Source organism: Cohaesibacter haloalkalitolerans (genome assembly GCF_003574655.1).
Lineage (GTDB): Bacteria > Pseudomonadota > Alphaproteobacteria > Rhizobiales > Cohaesibacteraceae > Cohaesibacter > Cohaesibacter haloalkalitolerans.
On sequence record NZ_QNUM01000002.1, the window covers coordinates 374204 to 397195 of the forward strand.

19 protein-coding genes are annotated in these 22992 nt (G+C 59.3%); 5 read left to right on the plus strand and 14 right to left on the minus strand.

The features are described 5' to 3' along the window. Positions 1-117: 117 nt before the first annotated feature. Genes DSL70_RS05520 through DSL70_RS05535 form a run of 4 tightly spaced genes read right to left on the minus strand, consistent with a single transcriptional unit; the run spans position 118 to position 9292 of the window. Positions 118-2853, minus strand: a complete 2736-nt coding sequence (locus tag DSL70_RS05520) for a virulence factor SrfC family protein (RefSeq protein WP_119306908.1) — start codon at positions 2851-2853, stop codon at positions 118-120. 15 nt (positions 2854-2868) lie between these two features. Beyond that, positions 2869-5976 carry a virulence factor SrfB gene (locus tag DSL70_RS05525; protein WP_119306909.1) on the minus strand — a complete coding sequence of 1036 codons (3108 nt, stop codon included), beginning with the start codon at positions 5974-5976 and terminating at the stop codon, positions 2869-2871. An 18-nt stretch (positions 5977-5994) separates the two neighbouring features. Next, on the minus strand, positions 5995-7263 hold the full coding sequence (locus tag DSL70_RS05530) for a hypothetical protein (RefSeq protein ID WP_119306910.1): 1269 nt from the start codon (positions 7261-7263) through the stop codon (positions 5995-5997). Position 7264: 1 nt separating this feature from the next. After that, positions 7265-9292, minus strand: a complete 2028-nt coding sequence (locus DSL70_RS05535) for a S1 family peptidase (RefSeq protein ID WP_119306911.1) — start codon at positions 9290-9292, stop codon at positions 7265-7267. Between the two features lie 479 nt (positions 9293-9771). On the opposite strand from DSL70_RS05535, the gene DSL70_RS05540 reads away from it, so the two are divergent. Beyond that, positions 9772-11022: a multidrug effflux MFS transporter gene (locus DSL70_RS05540; RefSeq protein WP_205563164.1), complete on the plus strand. Its 1251-nt coding sequence runs from the start codon at positions 9772-9774 to the stop codon at positions 11020-11022. A gap of 118 nt (positions 11023-11140) precedes the next feature. Here the strand turns inward: DSL70_RS05540 and DSL70_RS05545 are convergent, their stop codons facing one another. Both DSL70_RS05545 and DSL70_RS05550 read right to left on the minus strand, forming a co-directional pair. After that, entirely contained in the window at positions 11141-11881 is a 741-nt protein-coding gene (locus DSL70_RS05545; RefSeq protein ID WP_119306912.1) for an SDR family NAD(P)-dependent oxidoreductase, read from the minus strand. A 90-nt stretch (positions 11882-11971) separates the two neighbouring features. Then, positions 11972-12421 (minus strand): MarR family winged helix-turn-helix transcriptional regulator, encoded by a 450-nt coding sequence (locus tag DSL70_RS05550; RefSeq protein WP_119306913.1) that lies wholly within the window; start codon positions 12419-12421, stop codon positions 11972-11974. Between the two features lie 271 nt (positions 12422-12692). Between DSL70_RS05550 and DSL70_RS05555 the strand changes: the two genes are divergently transcribed. The 3 genes from DSL70_RS05555 to DSL70_RS05565 all read left to right on the plus strand — a co-directional run bounded on the left by DSL70_RS05555 (position 12693) and on the right by DSL70_RS05565 (position 14667). Next, positions 12693-13073 (plus strand): DUF2255 family protein, encoded by a 381-nt coding sequence (locus DSL70_RS05555; RefSeq protein ID WP_119306914.1) that lies wholly within the window; start codon positions 12693-12695, stop codon positions 13071-13073. 146 nt (positions 13074-13219) lie between these two features. Continuing rightward, on the plus strand, positions 13220-13990 hold the full coding sequence (locus tag DSL70_RS05560; RefSeq protein ID WP_119306915.1) for an SDR family NAD(P)-dependent oxidoreductase: 771 nt from the start codon (positions 13220-13222) through the stop codon (positions 13988-13990). A gap of 269 nt (positions 13991-14259) precedes the next feature. Continuing rightward, entirely contained in the window at positions 14260-14667 is a 408-nt protein-coding gene (locus DSL70_RS05565; protein WP_205563165.1) for a cyclophilin-like fold protein, read from the plus strand. A gap of 82 nt (positions 14668-14749) precedes the next feature. On the opposite strand, the gene DSL70_RS05570 is transcribed toward DSL70_RS05565, so the two are convergent. The 4 genes from DSL70_RS05570 to DSL70_RS05585 all read right to left on the minus strand — a co-directional run bounded on the left by DSL70_RS05570 (position 14750) and on the right by DSL70_RS05585 (position 18908). After that, positions 14750-15235, minus strand: coding sequence for a cyclophilin-like fold protein (locus tag DSL70_RS05570; protein ID WP_119306916.1), 486 nt, complete (start codon positions 15233-15235; stop codon positions 14750-14752). Between the two features lie 10 nt (positions 15236-15245). Next, positions 15246-16454: an NAD(P)-dependent alcohol dehydrogenase gene (locus tag DSL70_RS05575; RefSeq protein ID WP_119306917.1), complete on the minus strand. Its 1209-nt coding sequence runs from the start codon at positions 16452-16454 to the stop codon at positions 15246-15248. Positions 16455-16756: 302 nt separating this feature from the next. Beyond that, positions 16757-18130, minus strand: coding sequence for an MFS transporter (locus DSL70_RS05580; RefSeq protein WP_162916384.1), 1374 nt, complete (start codon positions 18128-18130; stop codon positions 16757-16759). A gap of 88 nt (positions 18131-18218) precedes the next feature. After that, a complete protein-coding gene (locus DSL70_RS05585) occupies positions 18219-18908 on the minus strand; it encodes a dihydrofolate reductase family protein (RefSeq protein WP_119306919.1) in 690 nt (229 codons plus the stop codon). A 380-nt stretch (positions 18909-19288) separates the two neighbouring features. On the opposite strand from DSL70_RS05585, the gene DSL70_RS05590 reads away from it, so the two are divergent. Next, complete coding sequence (locus DSL70_RS05590) at positions 19289-19735, plus strand: cytochrome P460 family protein (protein WP_119306920.1); 447 nt, start codon at positions 19289-19291, stop codon at positions 19733-19735. A gap of 101 nt (positions 19736-19836) precedes the next feature. On the opposite strand, the gene DSL70_RS05595 is transcribed toward DSL70_RS05590, so the two are convergent. The 4 genes from DSL70_RS05595 to DSL70_RS05610 all read right to left on the minus strand — a co-directional run bounded on the left by DSL70_RS05595 (position 19837) and on the right by DSL70_RS05610 (position 22839). Continuing rightward, entirely contained in the window at positions 19837-20235 is a 399-nt protein-coding gene (locus DSL70_RS05595; protein ID WP_119306921.1) for a (R)-mandelonitrile lyase, read from the minus strand. Positions 20236-20302: 67 nt separating this feature from the next. Beyond that, the gene (locus DSL70_RS05600; RefSeq protein WP_119307285.1) at positions 20303-20941 is read right to left on the minus strand and encodes an NADPH-dependent F420 reductase; all 639 of its coding nucleotides are present in this window, start codon (positions 20939-20941) and stop codon (positions 20303-20305) included. Positions 20942-21040: 99 nt separating this feature from the next. Next, complete coding sequence (locus DSL70_RS05605; protein ID WP_119306922.1) at positions 21041-21811, minus strand: carboxymuconolactone decarboxylase family protein; 771 nt, start codon at positions 21809-21811, stop codon at positions 21041-21043. A gap of 131 nt (positions 21812-21942) precedes the next feature. Next, positions 21943-22839: a LysR family transcriptional regulator gene (locus DSL70_RS05610; RefSeq protein WP_119307286.1), complete on the minus strand. Its 897-nt coding sequence runs from the start codon at positions 22837-22839 to the stop codon at positions 21943-21945. Positions 22840-22992: the final 153 nt, after the last annotated feature.

The window sequence follows — 22992 nt, forward strand, 5'->3', positions numbered from 1 at the left end:
AAACCTGTCTCGTTTGCAATCCATTGCCCGATGGGCCGCCAACGCCCATTAGCGCGCGCCTCGTGGCTTCTGGGTGTCTCTGGCCTTCTCTGCCCGTCTCTGGCCCTGCCGTCTGCCCTAGCTCGACAGCCTTGTCAGAATGTCGCCCAACTGCGCGTTGAGTTGCGGGTCGACGTCCAGCGTATCGCCAAGGGCGTTGTCCTGAACCACCTTGAAGAAGGCATGCACCCAGTCATCGACATAACGGCGAGCGTAGGGGTCCGGCTCAAGGGTGATGCCGCTCGCGTCGAAGGCCGAAGGTCGGGCCCGGAACACGGGTGCGCTGCCAACATCCCCCTGCACCACGGCGCGCTTGTCTTCAGGGACAAGGGAATTGCCCAGATCGGAGACAAAGCCGTTGGTGATGCGCTCGGCGGCAAGGGTTGCCTTGTTGAGCAGCTCATCACGGCGATCCACAAAGGCGATCCGCGTGATCTGCTCGGCCAGCACATCGGTCAGTTTCATCCGGCGCACGGCCAGAGCGATCTCCTTGGCGATTTCGCGCAGGGCCTCTGTCGAAACGCCCGTTAGAGCCGACAGGCTCTGGTTGTCGGCCTGATCAAACAGATTCTCGATCATGGTGACGATGGCCGCCTCGGCCAGCAGATACTGCCGCGTGCGCGAGGGGGCTTTCGGCGCGTTGAGGGACACTGCGGCGGCTGGCGCAACTTCGGTTGCTACCGGGGCTTCACCGCCTCCGGCAGCCATGGGCCTTGGCCGGGCTCGCCCTGCTCCGGGCCTTGGCCGCGACGGCGCAAGGGGGGCTGCAAGTGGTGCGCCCGCTGCCTCCCGCTCCTCGGCGTGGGGCTCGACGACCCGCTTGAGACTTGCCTCATGCAGGCGGCTGGCCAGCACGCCCGCATCAAGCATCAGACCCTTGAGCAAGGTGCCAAAGCGCATCCGCTCTTCGTCACAGACATAGAGCTCATCAAGCACCCGGTTGGCCACCGCAATCCGCTCGTCCAGCCGTACCGAGGCGTCGGAACTGACGTAATAGGCGGCGAGGCGCTCGGACAGGCGGGCGCGCAACTTGTCAAGGCGGAACCGGATCTGCCGTTCCTTGATCGCCGGGTTGCAGACCGGGGCCAGATTGCGGGCAATATGGGAGGCGCCACCATCATTGAGCGTCATCATCTGATCGAAGGCTTCGGCCGGATCCCTGAAATGCTCCTGCGCGGGCTGCACGCTGACAAAGGTGCTCTTGAGTTCGTTGAGGAAGCTCTGTTCACTATCCCGGACACCGACCTCGCTCTGGCCCTCGATCTCGAAAATTTCCCGGTTGAGGATGTTCGGGTTGCGCATCAGGTAGCAGTTGCGGAACGGCTCGCCCGGTGTCCAGTTCTTCACCCAGGTGTCGGCGCTGCTGCCGTAGGACTGGATCAGCGGGTTTTCGATGGCGCCACCAAGCCGCCCCTCAAGGCCAAAGGAGCTGTCGCTGGTCTTGCGGGTGAAATGCAGATCGAACTTGGTGAAGATGAAGAACAGCAGCACTTCCTTGCCCATCCGGTCTTCCGGTTTCGGGCCATGGGTGGCGGTGATCCACTTGGCCACCACCTGCGGCAGCTGGTCGACATCGAGGTTGTTGGGCTGGGCGCAGAGCAGCATGGAGGTGATTTCCTGCTCGGCCACATAGCGCTGGAAGAGATATTCCACCTTGCCACGCAGCAACAGCGTCTGCAGCGTCTTGTCCGGGTTCTGTGCCAGATATTTGGCGATGCCCTTCTTGTCACTGTCCTGTTCGTCTTCCTCGAAATCGGCGGCCTTGAGACCACGGCTGCGGTAGCCGGGAAAATCGAGCAGATCGGTGTGATCGAAAAAGTCCCATGGCTTGTCGCGAATGGTGATCAGGATTTCCGCCGTCAGGGCAGCGACCGACGAACGCGGCAGGGTGGCCGAAGCGCCGCTCAGCGTGCGGACCTCGATCATCTCTGCCGAGCCCCCGGAAAGGTCGGCCAGTCCGGCAACGGTGATGATGCTGGTGATGTCCTTGTTGGTCGCATCGATCGCCGACAGCGGCACATAGGCATTTTTCGGAAAGTCCAGCCGCTGCAACGCCGAGACCAGATCGACATAGAGGCGGGTGATCGCCTCTTCACCACCCCAAAGGATCGAGAAGAAACGCCCCAGATCGGCTATCGGCAAGGTCGGGCAGATCTCTGCTGCCGCCATCCAGAAGGCATCGAGTTTGGCGGTAAGAGCCGAGGCGCTCATATATTGGGCGAAATAGTCCTGCAGGTCCCAGATGTCTTCCGGCTTGAGGCCGTTGGGCTTTATCCCGTTGGCCATGTGGGTGAAGCGGGTGACATGCTCGGCTATCTCACCACTTTCGGGGAAGCTGTTGGGGCGTCCGTCGAAGAAATAGGCATTGGCGATGATCTTGATCAGGTCCGCATGGGACAGCCAGCGCAGGCAGACGGGGAAGCCAGCGGGCGTCGTCTCGCGGTTGATGGTGAAGCGGGTGACAAGGCCAGTGGATTCCCCTTCCTTGTCGATATTGATCTGCCGGATGTAGCTGACCGGTTCGTCAACGCCGTCAAACACCGCATAAAGCTCGTCGTTGCTGCGAGCCAGCACCGAGATGAGGTGTGACTTGCCGACCTGGCTGGCGCCGAAGACGGCCACCGCCATCGGACGGGTGGCTGCCTCGCTCAGCCGTTGCGCCTCGACCACACCGCGCTTGAGTTCGCGTTCGATCGATTTCGACGCCTCGCCGATGCGCTCGGCATTGGCGGGAGCCTTCAGCCAGTTGACCCCATCCTGCGCGGCGCTGGCGGTCTGCTGGGTGCTTGCAAGCAATTGTTCATTGATGTCCATGATTGTGCCGCCCCGCTATATGTTCAAGATGCCGGAATCGAGCCAGTAGTCGCTCTGGGACAAGGGGAAGGTGCGGAAGGATATCGACACCGAGCGCTGCACGTCACTCTCGTTGGCGTCCAGCGCCTCGATGATCTTCAGATCTTCCTTGGTAGCCTCGTAATTCATCAGCTTGGAGGCCTTCACATCGGGATGGTCATCATCCTGAATGTCGAGTTCCTCGTTCATGTCGCGAGCCAACCGCACGGCAATCGGCTTGGCCGGTCCGTTGTCCTCGAGCTTGATGTGATAGAGAGGCGAAGTGACCCAGCGCTCGAAAGGCAGCTGGCGATAGCCGATCAGGCTCTCGGTATAGAGCTTGAGCACCTTTTCGCGATCGGCGTTGGGATCTTCCAGTTCATCGAAGGTGAACAGCACATTGGCATTGTTCAGCTTCATGTCCTTTTCCAGCTCACCGATGTAGCGCGAGGTCGAATAGCCCTGCAGCATGTGGGTGTAGAGCGTGAAGTTGGTGATGCTGTGCTCGGCCAGCGAACAGAGCATGCCCCCGACCACGGCGCAGGACTTGGGATCGCCGATACGGGTGTTGTCGCGACTGCGGAAGGGATACCAGTTGCCTGCGCGATAATCGCCCATGGGCAGCAGCCTGTCTGGCCGGATGAAGAGGCGATTGAGCAGGCTGTCCTGCACGGCGGCCAGCTTGGAGGGGCGACCGGACAACAGCACGAAGTCGCAATCGAAATGGGCCAAAGCCTCGGCCACCGGATCGAACACCACGTCCATGGTTTCCTGTATCGCGTCGGAGACCAGCCGGTAGTTGAGCGGCACGTCCATCGACATGATGTCGAACGGCTCGTCGACGAACTGGCTGAAACCGGAGACCAGATAGCGCTGTACCTTTGGCGAGACATGCATGGCGTCCTTGATCAGTTCGGCCATGGTGGCCGAGTGGACGACCTCGTAGCGATCCTGGCCGGAGTTCTCGTAACGCTCCATGATGCCAAGCGCGGCGGGCACCAGCACCTGCTGCACGAACTGGCGGCGAGCGTGTTTTTCATGCTCGGCCATGTTCGCACGGTCGCCGTGGAACAGGTCGCGAAGGACTACAACGGCATTGGCAAGACCATATTGCACCAGCGCACTTTCCAGCACCGGCATGATGCAATGTTCTATGACTGCCTTGATGATGTCATCGCCGGCGATGCGCACCCCTTCGCGGAACGTTTGGACCGGCACGATGGCCCGGTCGTCATCCTGAAAATAGGTAGTGATCATCAGATCCGATGTACCACCGCCGATATCGAGGCTGGCAACCCGCAGCGACGGTTCCAGCGGCGCGCCGGGTGCGGGGGCCTCATCGGGCATGAAGCGCTGACGCGGCTTGCCAGTCATGGTGAAGAATTCGCAGATCCGGCCACCGAAGCGACAGCTGATTTCGCCATAGAGCCAGACGAGCTGGACACAGGTGGACTCATCCCACGCCACATGGATGGACGGGCGGACGAGCCCCGGCGGCGGGCTTTCATTCCACTTCATGATATCCCACAGGAAGCCGATCGCCGCTTCTGCCCGCATCTTCATGATCTGCTGTTCGCGCACAGGCAGGGCGGTGGGCAGCGTCAGGATGATGCGCCGAAGGGTGCGCGGTGCCTCGCTCTGGCGCCGGTCGGCCCTGACGGCAGGATCGTTGATCATGACCATCGCCTGATAGACGATCTCCGACAGCATGAAGCTGTAGAAGGATGAGCGCGAGTAGCTGAGCTGCTGGCTGGGGCGGGAATAGTCGCCGCGCGGGCTTCTGGGATAGAGCGAGGCAAACAGCTCCTTGTCCTTGCGCACCTGAGAGAGCACATCGCCATGGCCGTTGAGATAACGGCGGGCAACGCGGCCGACCGGAGGCAGATCGCCCTCTTCGGAATAGTCCGACTGGGGGAAGCGCCATGGCTGGTTGACCGGGGAGACGTCCCACAGATAGCGCTTGGGCGCGGACATGCCGATGATCGACTCAACGCCCGACTGGGCTGACTTGACCCGTGAGGCTTCCGGCCCGACGCGTACCATGGTCGGCCAGAAGAAGGCATCGCTGCGACCGGACATCCGCGACAGGTTTTCCTTGCCGAACCAGGCCTGTGACAGCGAGACATGGCTCTCGAACGGTTCGTCATAGGTCAGCCACGGGCGTTGCAGATCCCGCAATTGCAGCTTCATGGAGTTGTTGAGCTCGACCGAATCCTCGTTGGGGTAATTCTCGATCAGCATGCCGCACGTGCGGCTGTTGCCAACATCGAGGATGAGATCCACATTGACCGGGCGCACGGAGCGATTGTCCGAGATGGTATCGACAAAGCGGACAACACCGGGCGAGACCAACTGATCGAGCAGTTGCAGCAGCGCGATCCAGCGGGCGGCATGTTCGAGATGATATTTGCGCTGCGGCGTCCGCCCCTTTGAGCGCTTGGTCAGATATTCCTCAAACAGCTCGTCAAGCCATTCGGCCACCCAGATCTGATAATCCTGCTGCGCCTCGTAGCCTTCCACCCGGATCGGATTGGAGAGGAACCAGCCGTTCTTCTTCATCGAGGACACCAGACGGAACTCGCAGGGATTCTCCACATCGAGCTTGCGCGGAGCGACATAGAGCTGGCTCATGTCCTCGCTGGCGTTGACCGTGACATTCTCGGCGGCGTCCATGGCCAGTGCGGTGTCGAAGGCAAAGATCACCTTGTACCAGAGGCCGTCATCGGCGGTCTTCTCATAGTCGCGTACGACCATGGCGCGGGCCCAGTTGGTCGGTCCCTTGTCGAACATCATCTCCCCGTCGGCCCCGCGCCCCGGCAGGCGGCGCAAATAGGGCACCGGCACCCACTGGCCCAAAAACGGTTCGATGGCGGCAATCTTGTTCATGTCGTAGCCGATGTCATCCATCTGCTCGACTTCGCCATTGTCATCATCAGGATCGGACTGCAGCAGCTTCCAGGGGACGCCCTCCTCGGTTGCCTCCTCAGGATAGGGCCGCTCGATGAAATGCAGGCGAAAGCTGTTCAACTGGTTGAGATCGAAGCTGTAGTCTACAAATTGAATGCCGGAGAATGGCACAAGGGTAATATCTGCAAATATCGTCATGTGTTTGCCTGCTTTGACCTATTGCTTGTTGGCCAGTCCTATCTGCATCGGCTTTTGCAGCCAGTTGCCCGCAGCTACGCCGTTGATCGAATATTGGGAAATGACTTCGTCGCCCCGCCGCCGGACAACCCGCAGCGTGTAGGGGATGTCCTTCACCGGAAAGCCGTTGTGGCTGAAGAGCGAAACGAAAACGGGCAGATCCCCCGCCGGGATCGCCGCTTCGGTCGGCCAGACGATATTCTCGACCGGTTTGTCCGTCCTGATGCCGCGACCGTTGGAATCGGTGTCGAGCGTGGCACCGCAGTTGTTGGGCTGAGAGAACCAGACCACAGCACCTCCGCAGCGCACCGCCAGATCGAGATCGGCCAGACCGTTCCATGCCAAAGACACCTGCAAGGCCCCGGCCCCGGCGTTGCGCTCTTCAAGGCGCTTGCTCAACTCTGCTTCCGCAATGGGTTCGGCATCAGCCGCTAGCGCACAATTCTCGTTCTTGAAGGCCAGCGCATTTTCCAAAAGGCGGATTTCCTGTTGCAATCCGTCAAGGTCCGACTGGTAGTGCCCCGGGCAATAGTTGACCCACGGATAGACCACCGAAATGGAACAGGCCTTGAGCAGCAAATAGAGGATGGCGGCGATGAGCAGCAGCAGAAGTGCCCAGAGCAGGGCTGCAAGCCAGCAGAAGCGTCGCTTTTTCTTCTCCGGACGCCGTTCTTGCCCCTGTGCCGGTTGGGAAGGCAGTGGTTCAGGGATCGGCTCCTCGACGGCCTGCGGCTCGAAAACCTGCGGCGCGGCTACTTCTGCCATTGCGCCCCTTGTGGCCGCGACCTTGCTAATGCCGCCGGTCAGGGGCCTGGCATCGCTATGGCGATAGCCCCAGGCGACAAGCACGGGATTGCCATTGACCGCATAGACATGAGAAGAGCCGGGCACTTCGAGCGCATTGTTCAGCGCCTTGCCGAGAGCGCGGTCACCAGCATTGCCAGTTGCGGCGATGTCATCTGCAAAGCGCCGGATCCGGGCTTTGTGTTGCTCCAGCCGTTGCAGAACGGCTACCCGCTCGTCCTCGCCGAGTGTATCAAGTGCCTCGATGCGGCCAAAATGGTTGGTGTACCAGTCAATGCGGGAGCCATCGCGACTGCCCACCGGTTCGGCGAAAATGGATGCCACATCAGCGCCAAGGGCGTCAGTGACACTATCAACAATCCGGTCGAAATCCCTCTCCTGCACGCCCCCTATGGGCGCGAGCCCGGCGGATGCTGTTGACGCGATCTTGATGCTCTTCGCCATGTCACTGCCCCGCCTTGACCTGAGCCGGAGCCATTGAACAAGGGTCATTGGCGGAGGCAGCGCTCACGCCGTTGCGGGCAAGGAACTCCTCAAGACTGTCGCTCTTGAGCGCGAAGTTGAGGCGCACCTGCGCTTCGCCACTGGTCTTGATGAAGGTATTGACCCCGACGACCCGGCCACAGGCATCCACCAACGGTCCACCGCTGTTGCCCGGCGAGATATCAGCACTGTGCAGCACCAGCTTGACGCCGGAGGGGCTGTCCTGAAAGACGGTGACAATGCCTTGCGTCAACACCATGCTCGGAGCGGCGTGGGTGTCGCCGTTCAAGAGTTCGCGGAATTTCGAGTCTGTTTCCATGAAGAAGCCGGGAAAACCGGCCGCATAGGTCTGCTGGCCCTTGTCGATCACATTGGTCAGCTGCAAAAAATTGCGGGCAGGCGCACCCTCCATCTGCAACAGGGCATAGTCCTTGTCGCCCAGATCATCGGAACTGCTCTTGGCCAGCACCTTGGCCGGGCGCAGGCCACCGAGCGTTTCGTTGATGACAAAGACCTTGCCCTCGGCTGCCATTTCAACCACATGCCGGTTGGTGACGATGCGGTCCGGCGCGATGAGGAAACCACTGCCGCTGCTGACCTCATTCTTGGGTCCGGAGGCCAGCACCAGAACCGTTGTCCGGTCGAGCAGCGGGACAAGATCGGACACCGAGCTGGCGGCAACAGGCCCAATCGGCTCCTCCGCCTTGCCGTCTGGCCCAATCATGCCGGAACCATCCGGACCAAGAAGTCCGGGAGCGGCCCGGCAGGACCTCTGCCCGAGTTGTTGGCGCAGTTCGGCAATCCGGCCACGCAAGGCTTCTTCGGATTGGTGCAGCGTTGTCTGGGAAAGCAGGGAAGCGTTGGAGGAACCGTAAGGGTAGATGAGAACACCGGGGATAAGCACAATCAGCAGAACCAGAAGAGCGACGATGCAGGCGATCAGAACCGGCATCCAGCAGCCCCTGCTGCGGGTATCGTCCCCGCTGTTCTGGCGGTTGCCGGGCATCCCTTCACCACCTGCGCCAGAGCCTCCAATGCCTGAACCTCCAATACCGCCGGCGCCACCCAGCGCGGCGCCATTTGCAGCTGCTCCGGCGCCGATGCCAAACCGGGTTTCATTGCCTGCAACATCTTGAGCGGAAGCCCTGAACCCTGATTGGGTCGTTTCTTCCGCACTGTCTCCGGTATTGTCCTGGGCCCTATCCGGGGTGGTGGCAAAGTCGATGTCAGAAGAGCGGATGTCGAGCGGATCAAAGCCCGCCGAGGAAGCCGTTGCCACCCCAACAGTGGCACCAGCAGCAGAGGCGCCGGCAGCAAGGCCAGCGGCCACCCCTGCCCCGCCAGAACCGGCATCAACAGCCGGAGCGGGAGACACAGACGGCTGAACTGTCCCACCCGCAGGGGTGCCCGGCGCGGCGTCACTCTCGTCACTGGCTCCACCCACGCCAAGTTCCATCATCAGGTGGGTCAGTTCCGTGAGATCATAATGCTCGGGCAGGAATTGCCCGATGCCGCGTAGCAGATGGTGGGTCATGCGATCGGCATCGGCCGCAACACCCCTAGGGACGATGCCCCAGTTGGTGATGACCGGTTGACCGTTGACCACCAACAGGTCGCTCTCGAAGGACAGGATATTGAGCCAGCCCAGCAGCATCCGCGCTTTCGGTTCATCGAACCTCTGGATCCGTGCCAACAGGTCGCCGATAAAGGAGCGCAGGATGGTGGCAACCCGCACCCTGCTGGTCTGATCCAGAGTGCCCCATGTCTGGATCTGTCCGGCCCCATCGCCGTACCAGGCCACGGTGTGCAGCATATCGTCTTCGTTGCGCTTGACCGCCGGAGAAGAAAACAGCCGCACGTAGCGTGGCATGGTTGCAGCGAGGAAGCCAATGCCATCCTCATAGGTGTCCAGAATGGGAATGCCCTGAAACCTGATTTCTTCTTCGTTGCCGTATTTGCTGCTTTTAAGGAAGCTGTGCTGAGCGCTCACGAAAATCCAACCCCCAGAAAGACCTCTTGACGATCAAAACAATAATCGAAACAGAATTTAAACCGTAAATTGAGTAGGCGTCTCCTTTTTAAACACAAGCTAATTTTTTGCAACCATAAGATTCATTTATCCGTATGTTGCTGCAAACAAATATCTATTTTCTAGAAGAAAAAGCTATAGCTATTAGAAATATTGAATTTTTCGCGTATTTCGAGCTGCTTTTCGCCCGCTTTGTTATCGAGAAATACAACCTTTAATACGTATTTACACAAGCATATGCAAATGCCTATCCGGCGTGGAAATCGGACCAGAAACAGACTGGCGAGAAAGCATCCTTGCCATCTGCGGGGTCTATCACCCTGAGCATTCATGAGGTCAACCCATGAGCCTTAGTGCTCTGAAGCCACGGTCGGGTGCTGGTTTTCCTCCCTCGGCAAGTCTATAAGGATGGCGACCACCAAGGACGAAAAGACACTCCCATGCAGATGAAGGCTTCCCACAGGCCACCCCGGCAGTTGGCGCTCTGGCACGTTGGCTCGGTGCTGGCAGCCCTGATGGCATTTGCCTCGATCTCCACTGATTTCTACCTGCCCGCCATGCCCGAGATGGCCAAGGACCTTGCCGCCGCTCCGGGGCGGATCGAACTGACCATCACCGGCTATCTGGTCGGAATATCGCTCGGCCAGCTGGTCTGGGGGCCTTTGAGCGACGGCATAGGCCGCCGTTTGCCGATCGCGCTCGGCATCGTCCTGTTTCTGATCGGGTCAGCCGGATGCGGTCTTTCGACAGATGTCACCGGCATCATTCTCTGGCGCGTTGTGCAGGCGGTGGGTGCTGCGGCCAGCATCGTGCTCTCCCGCGCCATGGTGCGGGATCTCTATGAGGGCGACCGGGCAGCACAGGTCATGTCGCTGCTGATGGCCGTGATGACGATTGCACCGCTGGTGGCCCCGAGCGTCGGGGCGCAGATTGTCTCGCTCTGGGGCTGGCGGATGATCTTTGCCATGCTGGTACTGATCGGCCTCGTGACGCTGGCGGCTCTTTTCACTCTGCCGGAAACACTGCCCAGAGCGCGCTCCGGGCGTCAGCAATCCGGCGCACCCGATGCCCTTGTGCCCTCTGGACCAGCCTCGGGGGTGATTGCTGCCTTTGCTGGCTATGGAAGACTCCTGAGAAACAGGCCCGTGATGGCGCATGCCCTCGTCTGTGGTTTCTATTATGTCGGCATGTTTGCCTATGTCGCGGGCTCACCCTTTGTCTTCATCGATTATCACCAGCTGCCGCCGAGCCTCTATGGCCTCATTTTTTCGGCCTGCGTGGTCAGCATCACCTTGGGTAACATCGTCAATGCCCGTCTCGTTGTGCGCATCGGTCGCCTCAAGAGCCTGAAGATCGGCGGTGCGGGGTCCTGCCTGTTCGGGGCGATACTGGCGATGACAACATTTTCCGACCTTGGCGGGGCGTGGGGTGTCTTCCTGCCACTACTCGGCTTTGTGTCCTGCACGGGGCTCATTCTCCCCAACGCACTGTCAGGAGCCCTTGAAAGCAGCACCAATGATGCCGGAGCGATTTCGGCCCTGTGCGGTGCCATCCAATATGGCGGCGGCATCTTCGGCTCGGGGCTGGTCGGTCTTTGCGCCGACGGCACCGCGTGGCCGTTGGGGCTGGTGCTGGCGGGCGCGGGAGCTGGCGCCTTGATCTTCAGCCAACTGCTGGCCAGACATGCTTAACTTGGCTGACTGGGCAATTCGGAACCAAACCGACGGCAATAGAAAAGGGGCACCCCGGAAAATCGGGACGCCCCTTCCTTTCACAATCAATTCGGATCTGAAACCCGGGAGCCAAGGCTCAGGGCAGGTAGGCCCCACCACAGACCGGCAGATAGACGCCTGTAACGTGGCCACTGCTTGCGCTGGTCAGGAACCGGACAGCATTGGCGATGTCATCAGGGGTTGCAATCTTCTGGGTCGGTGTGAAATTGCGGATCATTTCCTTGAACTCATCCGGTGCATCCTTGGTTGCGTCCGTTTCGACAAGACCGGGAGCAACGATGTTGGCGGTGATGCCGAGTGGGCCGAGTTCCTGCGCCAGATATTTGCAGAAGCTGTCGAGCGCGCCCTTGGCCGATCCATGGGCAAGGAAGCTTGGAGCCGGGGCTTCGGACAGGGTGCTCGAAATGAACACCAGACGGCCAAAGCCCTTGGTCTTCATGCTGTCGACAGCGAATTTGGCAGACTGATAGGAAGCATGTAGTTCGTCGTTCAGCTTCTGGGAGAATTCTTCCCAGGTCTGGTCGACAAACGGCTTGGCGGTGAAATTCATGTTGGCATTGGAAACCAGAACATCGACGCCGCCATAAGGTTTGACTTCGTCGAACATCGCCGCAAGCTGGGCATCGTCGCGCACGTCGGCCTTGATGGCATAGGCTTCGCCACCCTTGCTGTTGATCTCTTCAGCCAGCTCGTTGGCCACGGCAGCGCTGTTGACATAGTTGATGAAAACCCGATAGCCATCTTCGGCCAAGGCCTTGCATGTGGCAGCACCAATACCGCGTGCTCCCCCCGTTACCAGGGCATTCCGTTTCGTCATGAATCGTCTCCGTTGTGTAAGAAGCTAAAAGTTTGAAGGGTCGGGAAGCGCCGACGTGTCTGATCCGGGCCTGTTTCAGGCCTGATCCTGCTAAGGGTCGACGCTCCTCAAGTTCGAGATGATTTTGGTAAGTATCTGTTTCTGGACCGTCAGGTCATCGTCATCGAGCCCGACCTGCGCATCGCTCAGGACGGATCGGGCAATCGGCGAACAGCGGATGGCAAGATCCCTCGCCGTCTCGGTGGCGACCAGCAACTTTTTCCGACTGTCGTCAGGATCTCTTGTGCGCTCGACCCACCCCCGTTTCTCAAGCCCTGCGATCAGGCGGCTGACACTGGATTTGTCCAGATAGAGTTGATCACCCAGATCCCGCTGGGAAAGAGCTTCCGTGTCGAGCAGAACGACAATCGCCCCCCATTGCTCCGGGGTCATATCGATCCCGGCAGCCTGAAACCGCGCCGACAACAGATTGCCAAACAGACGGCTTGCCAGACCGGTCAGATGCCCCAGAGAATTTGTTATGTCATAGATCGTCTGCATGATAGTTGCATATACAACTAAATCATGCCTGTCAATATGCAGGTCTCGCTATCCGAGGTCGAGCAACGCCGGTACGGGCCTATAAAACTCCGGATTCGTTAATGAAATCAATTCATGACTGTCAGATTTTGGAATGGCATTAATTTGCAGGACCGCCGAACCAAATAAGACATGTCATCACGGCGAGGCGCTTTCAAGCCTTGGTTCTGGTCTGAGGGCGGCATCGACCGCCCACGACCGCCACTTCAATTCCCGTGGAGGGAGAGTTTCGATGGTCTGGAAAAAACAACAACTGCTGGCGTTTACCAGTGTAGATGATTGTCGCGTATCCCCCTTCCGCACAGATGGCATCACTTATGGCACCCCGACCTTCATCTGGTCGGTCGTTGTCGGGGATGCCGTGTTTGTCCGCGCATACAGCGGCACCCGCTCCAGCTGGTATCAGGCGGCGCTCGCACAGCGGGCGGGGCGTTTGCATCTGGCTGACAGGGACCATGACGTTGCCTTTTCCCCGATCTCAGACCAGATGAATGACCTTGTCGATGAAGCCTACCGGGAAAAATACAATCACAGCCGCTATCTCGCCGCGATGATATCGGACCGGGCGCGGCAGGCGACCCTGATGGTCACCCCCTTCCCTGCCGAGACATAAGAACAGTCCCTTTCGCCTCTTGGTTCCGAGGGGCAATCATCTCTCCCGAAAACCAGCACAGGTGACGGCCTATCTCCCCGCCGTTGCCGGAAGCGCATGTCACGCGATGCGTTCCATTTCATGACCATTTCAGAAAGGAAACAACAATGAAAAGCAAACTTCTTGAAGGAAAAACAGCTATTGTAACCGGCGCCAGCAAGGGCATCGGCTACGCCATCGCCTCTCTCTATTCGGAAGAAGGTGCCAATGTCGTCCTGACGGCCCGCGGCAAGGAAAGCCTCGACAAGGCCGTTGCCGAAATCAAGGCCAAGGGCGGCAATGCCATCGGCGTCATCGCCGACAATGCCGATCCGGATGCTCCTGCCCGTGTCTTCAAGGAAGCAATCGCAGCCTTTGGACAGGTCGACATCATGGTCAACAACGCCGGTGTCGGTGAAATGTTTGCCGTTGAAAAGACAACCACTGAACATTTCGACAAGATCCTGCAGATCAACCTGGCCGGACCGTTCCGCTATTGCCGTGAAGCGATCAACCACATGATGCCACGCAACGAGGGGCGCATCATCAACGTGTCTTCTGTCAATGGCACCACCCCGATCTGCGGCGTTGCCTACACCTCCACCAAGGGCGGCATCAACACCATGACCCTGAACATTGCAATGCGGCTGTCCGGTACCAAGATCCGCTGCAACGCGATCGCTCCGGGGGTTACCGACACCGATGCGGCCCGAGCCTGGGCCTCCGGCGAACAGGAGGGTGGCAGCGAGATGCTGGAATTCTCCGACAAATACACCAACACGACGGTTCCTTCGACCGAGCCGATCGATCAGGCCTATGCGGCCCTGTATCTGGCCAGTGACATGGGCCGCGCCGTAACCGGTCAGGTCATTCAGGTGGACAACGGCCAGTTCCTCTGAGCCAATTGGAGACAAGGCAAGTTTTGGGCCAGGCGCACCGTCTGGCCCGTCCTTCATCCTCGCCCCATTCCGCAGCTTTCTCCCAGCAGGAAGCAGCGCCCTGATTGTTGCATCCGCTTCATGATTGGCTTGTGCTGCGACAGCGTTGTGCGGAGGAAGAAAACAGGTCATCCTTAGCGGGCTCGCATCTGATCAGGAGAGATTTGTTGAAAGTCACATCGAGACAATTTGGTTCCCGCGCAGGCCTGTCGCTCTGCGCATGCTTCTCAATGCTCATGACGATCACCGCCCCGTCGCAGGCACAGCATGCGTCGGCGGAGGGTGTCCGCGTACGCTTCACAATCGAGGGCAAGGCTCTGAGCGCCACACTGGAAGACAATTCCGCAAGCCGGTCCTTTCTGGCCATGCTGCCCGTCGAAGTGACGCTGGAGGACTATGCCAGCAACGAAAAAATCTTCTACCCTGCCGAAAAGCTGTCGACAGCCGACGTACCCGACGGAGTGGATCCAGAGCCGGGAGACATCACCTACTATGTGCCATGGGGCGACGTGGCACTGTTCTATCGCGATTTCCGCTATTCGGCGGGGCTGGTTCGCCTTGGCCGCTTTGATGAAGGCGCTGTTCCGGTGCTTTCTGCCTCCGGCTCACTCAAGGCGCGTATCGAAATCATCAAGTGACATCATCGCAAGACCAGTAAACAAAAACGCCGCGGGCCAAGCCAGCGGCGTTTTTCGTTGGGCAGTGAATGATCTGCTTAGGCTAGTCCGCCCGGTTGATGGTGACCGAAATGCTGCGAGGCAACTGGTCAAGGCGGGAGAGCGGGTCCGTTATCCGGCCGAACTTCACCAGCGGCCCGCTTGAGCCGGATTGTTCCTGCCCCCCGTAAAGAATGGTGAACCAGTTGGCTCCCGGCCCGAAAGCGATATCGCCATCTTTCCAGCCAACAGTAGCTTCGCTTTCGTCATAGGCGAGTGCTTCAGGCATTACACCGCAGAAATCGAATTCATAGCCCTGCAGATCGAGGGTCAGGGGCAGTCTGGACAACAGATCGCCTGAGGTGCTGCTGTCGTCGAGGACCGCGTTGATAACGGTGCCCCTGACAGTCAGTGTTATTCTTGTTTCGTTTGCCATTGCCTTGGTCTTGCTTTCCTCCGCCCCTACGTCGCTGGCGCTCAGTCCTGTCGTGATCAGAATGGCAATGAGGCTCCCTTGCAGGAGCCTCACAGCGGAATGGGTCTGTATCATTGCCTGTCTATCAGGCTTGACGCATGTCGATGACGAAGCGGAACTTCACATCCTTGTTGATCACGCGGGAAATGGCCTCTGTGATCTGGTCTGGACGTATGATTTCCACGTCTGGCTGCACATTGTGAGCTGCGCAGTAGTTGACCACTTCCTGCGTCTCTGCCATGCCGCCGATCATGGAACCTGCAAGGCTCTTGCGGCCGAAGCCCATCATCATGCCGGACAGGCCGTCGATCTGAGCCAGCTGGCCGACGTTGACGAGGGTCGCGTCAAGTTTCAGCAGATTGATGTATTTCTGCATGTCGAAGGCATAGGGCACGGCGGCGATCATCAGATCAAGGCTGTTCATCATGCCACCCATCGTCGCAGCATCAGTGTCGAGAACCGGGGTTGCGCCCATCGCCTTGATCAGCGGCATCTTGTATTCAGAGGTCGTGAAGGCGGTGACATTCGCACCACGGGCAACGGCGAGCTTCACAGCCATGTGACCCAGACCACCGATGCCGACAACGCCGACGCTCTGGCCTTTTTCAAGCTTCCAGTGCTGCATCGGAGAATAGGTAGTGATGCCTGCGCACATCAGGGGCGCTGCACGGGAGAGATCAAGGCTTTCCGGCACGTTGACCACGAAATGGTCCTTGACAACGATCTTGCGGGAGTAACCACCAAAGGTGAGACCGCCGGATACCTTGTCTTCAGCGCCGTAGGTCCAGGTGGTGCCGTTGAGGCAGTTCTGCTCGCGACCGGCGAGGCAGTTTTCGCATTCGCCGCAGGAATCCACCATGCAGCCGACGCCGCCAATGTCGCCAACCTTGAAACGGGTCACGTTGCTGCCAACGGCTGTCACGCGGCCGATGATTTCATGGCCAGGCACCAGCGGAAATGGCCCTGCACGGCCCCAGTCACCATTGATGGTATGAATGTCGGAATGGCAGATGCCTGCGAACAGGACATCCATCTTGACGTCGTTCGGACCAACGGCACGACGGGTGATTGACATGGCCTTGGCCGGACCGTGGGCGGCGTTGAAGCCGAAGCCCTCAACAGTCTCGGCAGCCATTGGGTCAGCCCCTTGTGCCATGGCTCCGGTGGCTCCGAACATGGAGCCCAGAGCGACACCAGCGGCCAATCCGGCACCCCCGAGCATTACGTCGCGGCGCCCCAGATCGATGGCGTCGTGATGACGGTGCTGATGACCGTTCTTGCATTTTTCACACATGGTATACCCCTTGGTTGGTTATACTTTTTGTCCGAAGAAGAGTTCCCTGGCCTTGTGGCCGGATGACAGAATTGCAGTCAGGGGGCAGAAGCCGAACGAACGAGCGCGTCGGCTCATGATCCGCGGAGCCAAGGTCAGGCAATCCGCAGCAACACTGTCCCTGCATGGCTGCAAATCTACTGGCACGGAAGGGACAGGTTAATACTCGGATGCCTCATTCTACTTATTGGCGGGGCTCATGAAACAGATCACGGCCCCGCACTCATGCGCCCGTCTGCATCATTCGTCTGTCAGCCGACCGTTTACGCTGCCATGGATGCCGGGGAGGTCCGGCGGGCAATGAGGACCATCACAATGAGACCGAGGATGCTGAAGCCAGTGGTCGCCATGACCGCTTCGCGCCAACCGAGCGACAGCGCCGAGCTGCCTGCGTTGGAGATGAGCACAGCGCTGACGGTTATGCCGATCGCCGAGCCGAGATAGCGGGCGGTGTTGTTGGCAGCGGACCCCATGGCCACCCGCTCCACCGGAACGCTTTCAACAGCAGCATGGCCGAGAGATGCGTTGAGAATGCCATTGGCAACGCCCGAAACGAACAGTCCAGGCAAGGCAACCGGCCAGAGATAATCGCCACTCATCAGCAGCAACAGCATCTGCCCCAGAATACACCCCACCATACCGAGCACCACCCTGCGGCGGGCCGTCAGGCTACGCGGCAGCCGCTGAGCCGCCAGAGCGGCCACCACGGTGATACCGGACCAGGCCAGCAGGATTGTTGCGGCAAACAGCGGGCTGATCCCCAGTCCCTGTTCCAGCACCGTGGGCACCATGGTCATGATGGACAGAACCCCTGCCCCGGAGGCAAAGGCCGCCAGCGTCGCCCCGACGAAATCGGCGCGACGGAAAAGGTCGAGCTGGATGATGGGGTTGCGAACACGCAGTTCCAGAAAGCAGAAGAGCGTGATCAGAACGATGCTGGCAAGCAGCATCAGAAGCGTCTGCACCGAAATACCCATCCTGAGCTCTGTCAGCGACGACAGCAGAAAGGCCATGCCGGCCATCATCAGAACACTGCCCAAGAGATCGATCCGTTCGGGAATTCTGGTGCTTTCCGGCAAGGGCCGGATGGACGCAAGCGCAAGCGCACCGGAGGCAACAGCTGCCACCCACTGGATTGCCTGCCAACCACCAAGCGAAAGGCAGATCGAAGCGAGGATCGGGCCGATGGCAACTCCTCCCCCCAGAGAGGCAGCCCAGATGGCCGTCGCCCGCGCGCGTTCCTCGCCGTGATAGACCTGACCGACAAGGCCGAGGCCACAGGCCATGACACCGGCATTGCCCAGCCCCTGTGCCACACGGGCCAGAATGAGCACCAGTCCGCTTTGGGCAATCGCGGCAACCACCGAGGCGATGACGGTGACCACCAGCCCGCCGATAAAGACCTTCTTGCGACCGTAGGTATCTCCCAGTGCACCGGAAGTCAGCAACCCGACCGCACAGCCAAGCGGCATCCCGCTCATGATCCAGGCAATCTCGCCAGCACTCAAATGCAGATCGAGGGTCACTGCGTTGATCGTCGTCAGCGGGATCGTGAAAATGATCAAGGAAAGGGCGGTTGAAATGGCAACAATGAGCAGTGTTGCCGCCCGCGCGTCGCGCTCGGTGGAAATGGGCATGAAATATCCTTTTGAGAAAGTCGATAGATGTCTATTGCGGCGCATAGTCAGGGCCACCCATCGGGAGCCCCCTTGGCGCAGCCGCCGATCAATCGGGCTTGATCTGGTGATGCATCCAGACGGCATCATAGGCGAGCGTTTCGACATCAAGCAGTTTGAGGCTCTTGCCACGCAGCTTGCCCTCGTGGTCATAGATGGACGGGATACCGGATTCCCCATCGAGCACCGGCATGACCAGCGTGCTGGTCTCATCGATCATCCCCTGTTCCAGAAAGGCTCCGTTCAGCACGCCGCCACCCTCTAGCAGGAGCGCACTGACCTTGAAAGCATCTTTCAGGCGCCCGATGGCACCGGCGATATCGTTGCCGTCCGGTCCGGCAAACAGCACCGACACACCCTTGGCGACGAGTTCTGCGACGTGGGACCGGGAAACCCGATCCGACAGGATCAGCACCAGATGGCTGCCCTCGACGTCATCGGTCTGTGGCTTGAGCTTTCCCTTCCGGTCAAAGCAGATGGCAAGACTGCGACCAGCGGGGGTGCCGACATGGTCGAGCGGTTTGATGGCGGGATCGAATGCGGGTTCCAGATTCTCGTCTCCTGCGGGGACGAAGCTCGACATGGTGGTGCGGCCGACGATCCAGCCGTCGGCATCCAGCCGGTCGGCGATCTCTTCATAGAGGTCAAGCGCCTCTTGCGGCAATCCGTTCCAGCGTTCCGTCAAGAGGCGACCATCGAGAGACGCCACCATGTGGCAAATGATACGTGGTCTGGACATTTCGAAACGCTCCTGTTGTTGTTTTGCTTTTGGCCTCCTGCCTGTATCCAGCGGGTCTCAGGCATATCTGGAAGCGGTCAAATGTTTGTGATCGAGATAGCTCTTCCAACGTAAAAATACTATCGCTCCCCGGGCACAAGCCGTCATGAGCAGAGATAATAAATCATCGATTGGCGGCGTCTTTTCCGCGCGTTCATCAAGTAACTGGCACGCATTGCTGCACGACTTGTCCCGCATCCAGCGAAACCGGTGTTGATTTCATGAACCTTGATCATTATTGCTTTCGTTGCTGCCCTCTTAATCCCGCAGCACATTTGCGTTTCAATTCCCTCTGCAAATGCCTGCCAACGGCCAGACCCAGCCAACCATAAGAGGGACCATTGAAAGCCATCATAGCCACAGCCCTGCTCATCGGATTGACGATGGGTACACCACTCAAGGCCCAGTCGGTCGCATCCGACCATGTCGCCCTTCCAGAGACCTACCGCAGCGAGGTGCATTTCTCGACCTACAAGCGCGGTGGCATTACCGAAGAGCTCTTCGCATCCCAACAGGCCATCGAAGCCGCCAAGGCTGGTTCGCCTTTTCCGGAAGGCACAGTCGTAACCATGGAGGACTTTCGCGAAGGCAGCCTCTATCGCGTGCTAGTGATGGAAAAGAGAGCCGAGTGGCAGGGGCAGTCGCTGTCCGGCAACTGGCGCTTCGGCGTCTATTGGCCAGACGGCAAACCGAACCTTGCGGAAGATCTGCAACGGTGTGAATCCTGCCACGCATCGGCGGCAGACCGGGATCATGTTTTCCGTAAGGAGGACATGCTGGATGACTGACCGGAAGGCCGGTCCATCCTTTCACAAACAGCCATCGGTCGGACCTGAACCAGAATCCGGCCGATGATCAGTTTTCATACCTGCCGCTCAAGGCATCCGGGTCATTTGCCCAGATAGTCCTCGTCTGACACCTTTTCCATCCAGGTGACCGGGCTGCCATTGACGCTTTCCTGAATGGCGATGTGGCTCATGGCCGTATCCGGCGAGGCACCATGCCAGTGCTTTTCACCAGCTGGGAACCAGACGATATCGCCTTGCGTGACTTCCTCGACTTCACCGCCCTCGCGCTGGACGCGGCCACGGCCGAAAGTGATGATGATGGTCTGACCGGCCGGATGGGTGTGCCATGCTGTACGGGCACCCGGTTCGAACGTCACATGCGCACCACCGGTGCGCCCTGGCTCTTCCGCCTGGAACAGGGGATCGACGCGAACCGTGCCGGTAAACCAGTCTTCCGGGCCGGCAAAAGATGGGGCGCTGCCCCCGCGAATGATTTTCATTGTCATTTCCTTTCTATATTTGTCGATAGACCCCAGACCGTGATGCGCCTTTTGCGCCTGTGGGGCCTTACGCTTGCAGTTTCTCGAAACGATAAGTGAGTGCCTCGCCACCGGGATGGCGATAGGCCAGAACTTCTGTCACCATGGCAAAGGGTTCAACGAACCTTGCATTGCGCAGTCCCCCAAGATCGAGCGGCTCGAAGCCGACATCTTGAATCAGTGTTGCGATCTGAGCCTTGGCATCGGCATCCTCACCATAGAGCATCAACTGGGGCGGATGGGCACCGCCGCATCCGGCATGGACCAGCGGCAGGCTTTCGGACGGGCAGGTATTGAAGGCACCAACCCATCGCGCTCCGGGATGGGCTACCGCCAGCAGTTCCGCCCCCGACGTGCCGATGCCAACCACCAGATTCTCATCGGCTTCATCGAGAGGGATGCAGCAGTTTGCCACGATTTTGCCCGCCAGGCTCCCTGCCCTCGACAGGGCGTCTTCGACACGGGACCAGTGAACGGCCAGCAGCACGACTTCCGCCTCTGCCACAGCGTCCAATACGGAGCCACAGGACGCGCCCAGTTCATCTGCCAGCGCCTGCAGCTTTGCCTCGCTGCGGCTGTAGGAGAAGGTTACCTGGTGACCACGATGCGCCCAGATCCTGCCGAGCGCCTCGCCCATGTTGCCTGTTCCGACAATTCCGATTCTCATGATCATGGCTCTCCGTCACACGAAGAAAAGCTGGCAACATCGCCAGCCTTTCCGTCGGCATCATCCTACCGGCAATGACTGTCCGGAGAAAAGCCCCGATCAGTTGGTGCGGGATTCAAATACCGCCTTGGCAACCGGCATGGCAGAGAAGACCTTCGGCCAGCCAGCATAGAAGGCCAGATGAGACAGGACGGCACCGGCTTCAGCCTGGGTCAAGCCGTTGTCCATGGCCTTGTTCAGGTGAAAGGTCATCTGCTCGGGCTGGCCAGCAGCGATCAATGCTGCCACGGTAATCAGGCTGCGGTCGCGCGGTTCAAGACCGGGGCGAAGCCAGAGGTCGAGAAACAGCAGTTGTTCGGTATCGCGGACAACTCCGGGGCTGACAGTACCGAAAGTGCTGGAAACAAAATTCTGGCGGCTGTCCTCGGCTTTCTGATCGAGTGGCAGCAACTCGGGGTCGACCGGCGCCAGATCCTCGACAGAAATGCCGCGGGCTTCAAACACAGGAGCGGCGGCCTCGGCTGCTGCGGTTGCATTGCCCCAGCCAGTATAGAAGGCCAGATGGGTGATGGTCTCGGAAATCTCCAACGGCTTGACGCCAGAATCCAGGGCCAGTTCGACGAATTTGCCCAGCCCTTCCGTTTCATGCCGGGTCATCAGGGCGGCAAAGGTCACCAGCGAGCGATCACGAGCCGAAAGGGTCTCATCCTGCCAGACCTTTCCGACGAGATCGTCCATGGCATAGGCTTGCAGGGCTGGCGATACTCGGGCAACGGCACCGGGAATGGTCTTGGCTGCATCTTCGGCCAGAGCACCGCCGGACAACAGCGCGAAGGCAGAGGCGGCAACAATGGTCTTGACTTTCTTCATGGAAAATCTCCTTGAGATCTAAAAAGGTGATTGAAGCGACCTCATAGATCTGGGGCAGAAAGCCTTTCAGTTAATAGCCTCGCGTCCAAAGACAGTCATGAGAGAGATTGATCAATCCCCTCCAAGGTCGCTCAGACACCTTCCCGCAGGGCATCCAGGACAACCTGAAAGGCCGAAGAGGTTCTCAGGCGGCTCGGATAGTAGAGGTGGAAGCCGTCGAAATAGGGCGAGTAGTCACCCAGACAGATCTGAAGGCGTCCCTCGGCCAGATCTTTCTCCACCAGTCGTTCCGGCACAAGTGACAGGCCATGACCGTCAAGCGTTGCTCGGTAGATGGCCATGATGGTGTCGAAGCACAGTTGCCCCGTCACCTTGACCCGGATTTCGCGCTTGTCCTTGCCTTCAAATTCCCATGCATAGAGCGCACCGTGGGTCGAAAGGCGCAGATTGATGCACTCATGATCGGCCAGATCATTCGGCGTCTGAGGTGTGCCGTGATCCGCAAAATACTGCGGCGTCCCGATGCAGACCATCCGCTCATCTGGGCCAATGCGCATCGAGATCATACCTTCGCTCACCTGCTCACCATAGCGCACCCCGGCATCACACTGGGCTGATGCCAGATCGGTATAGCCATAGTCGTTGACAAACTCGACGCGAACAGCCGGGTAGTTCTTGATGACCGGCGCGATCTTGGGCCAGAGCAGGGTTTCAATGGAATAGTCAGTTGCCACGATCCGGACGGTGCCGGTCGGTGTGGACTGATTTTCCGTCAGGGCAATCAGGCGCTCTTCAATGGTCTCGAGAGCCGGTGCCAGCGTGGCCAGAAGATCCTCGCCCTCGATGGTCGGGGCCACCGAGCGGGTGGTTCGGGTCAGGAGACGCAAGCCAAGACGTTTCTCCAGCGCCTTGATTGTGTGGCTGAGAGCTGACTGTGACACATTCAGGCGCGCAGCAGCACGGGTGAAGCTTCGCTCCTCGGCGACGGCCATCAAGGCAATCAGGTCGTTGATGTTTTCCCTGAGCAGGAGTGACAGGTCCCGCTGGCTCGTGTAGTCGCCCGTTTCTGGCATTGGTAAACTGTTTCCCTTGCTGGAGGACTTACTGCCATGGTGTCAGTCCCGTTGGGTCGAAAAGACCGGTTGGCCACCCTTCTGCCTCAGGCTGAATCTACCAGCTTC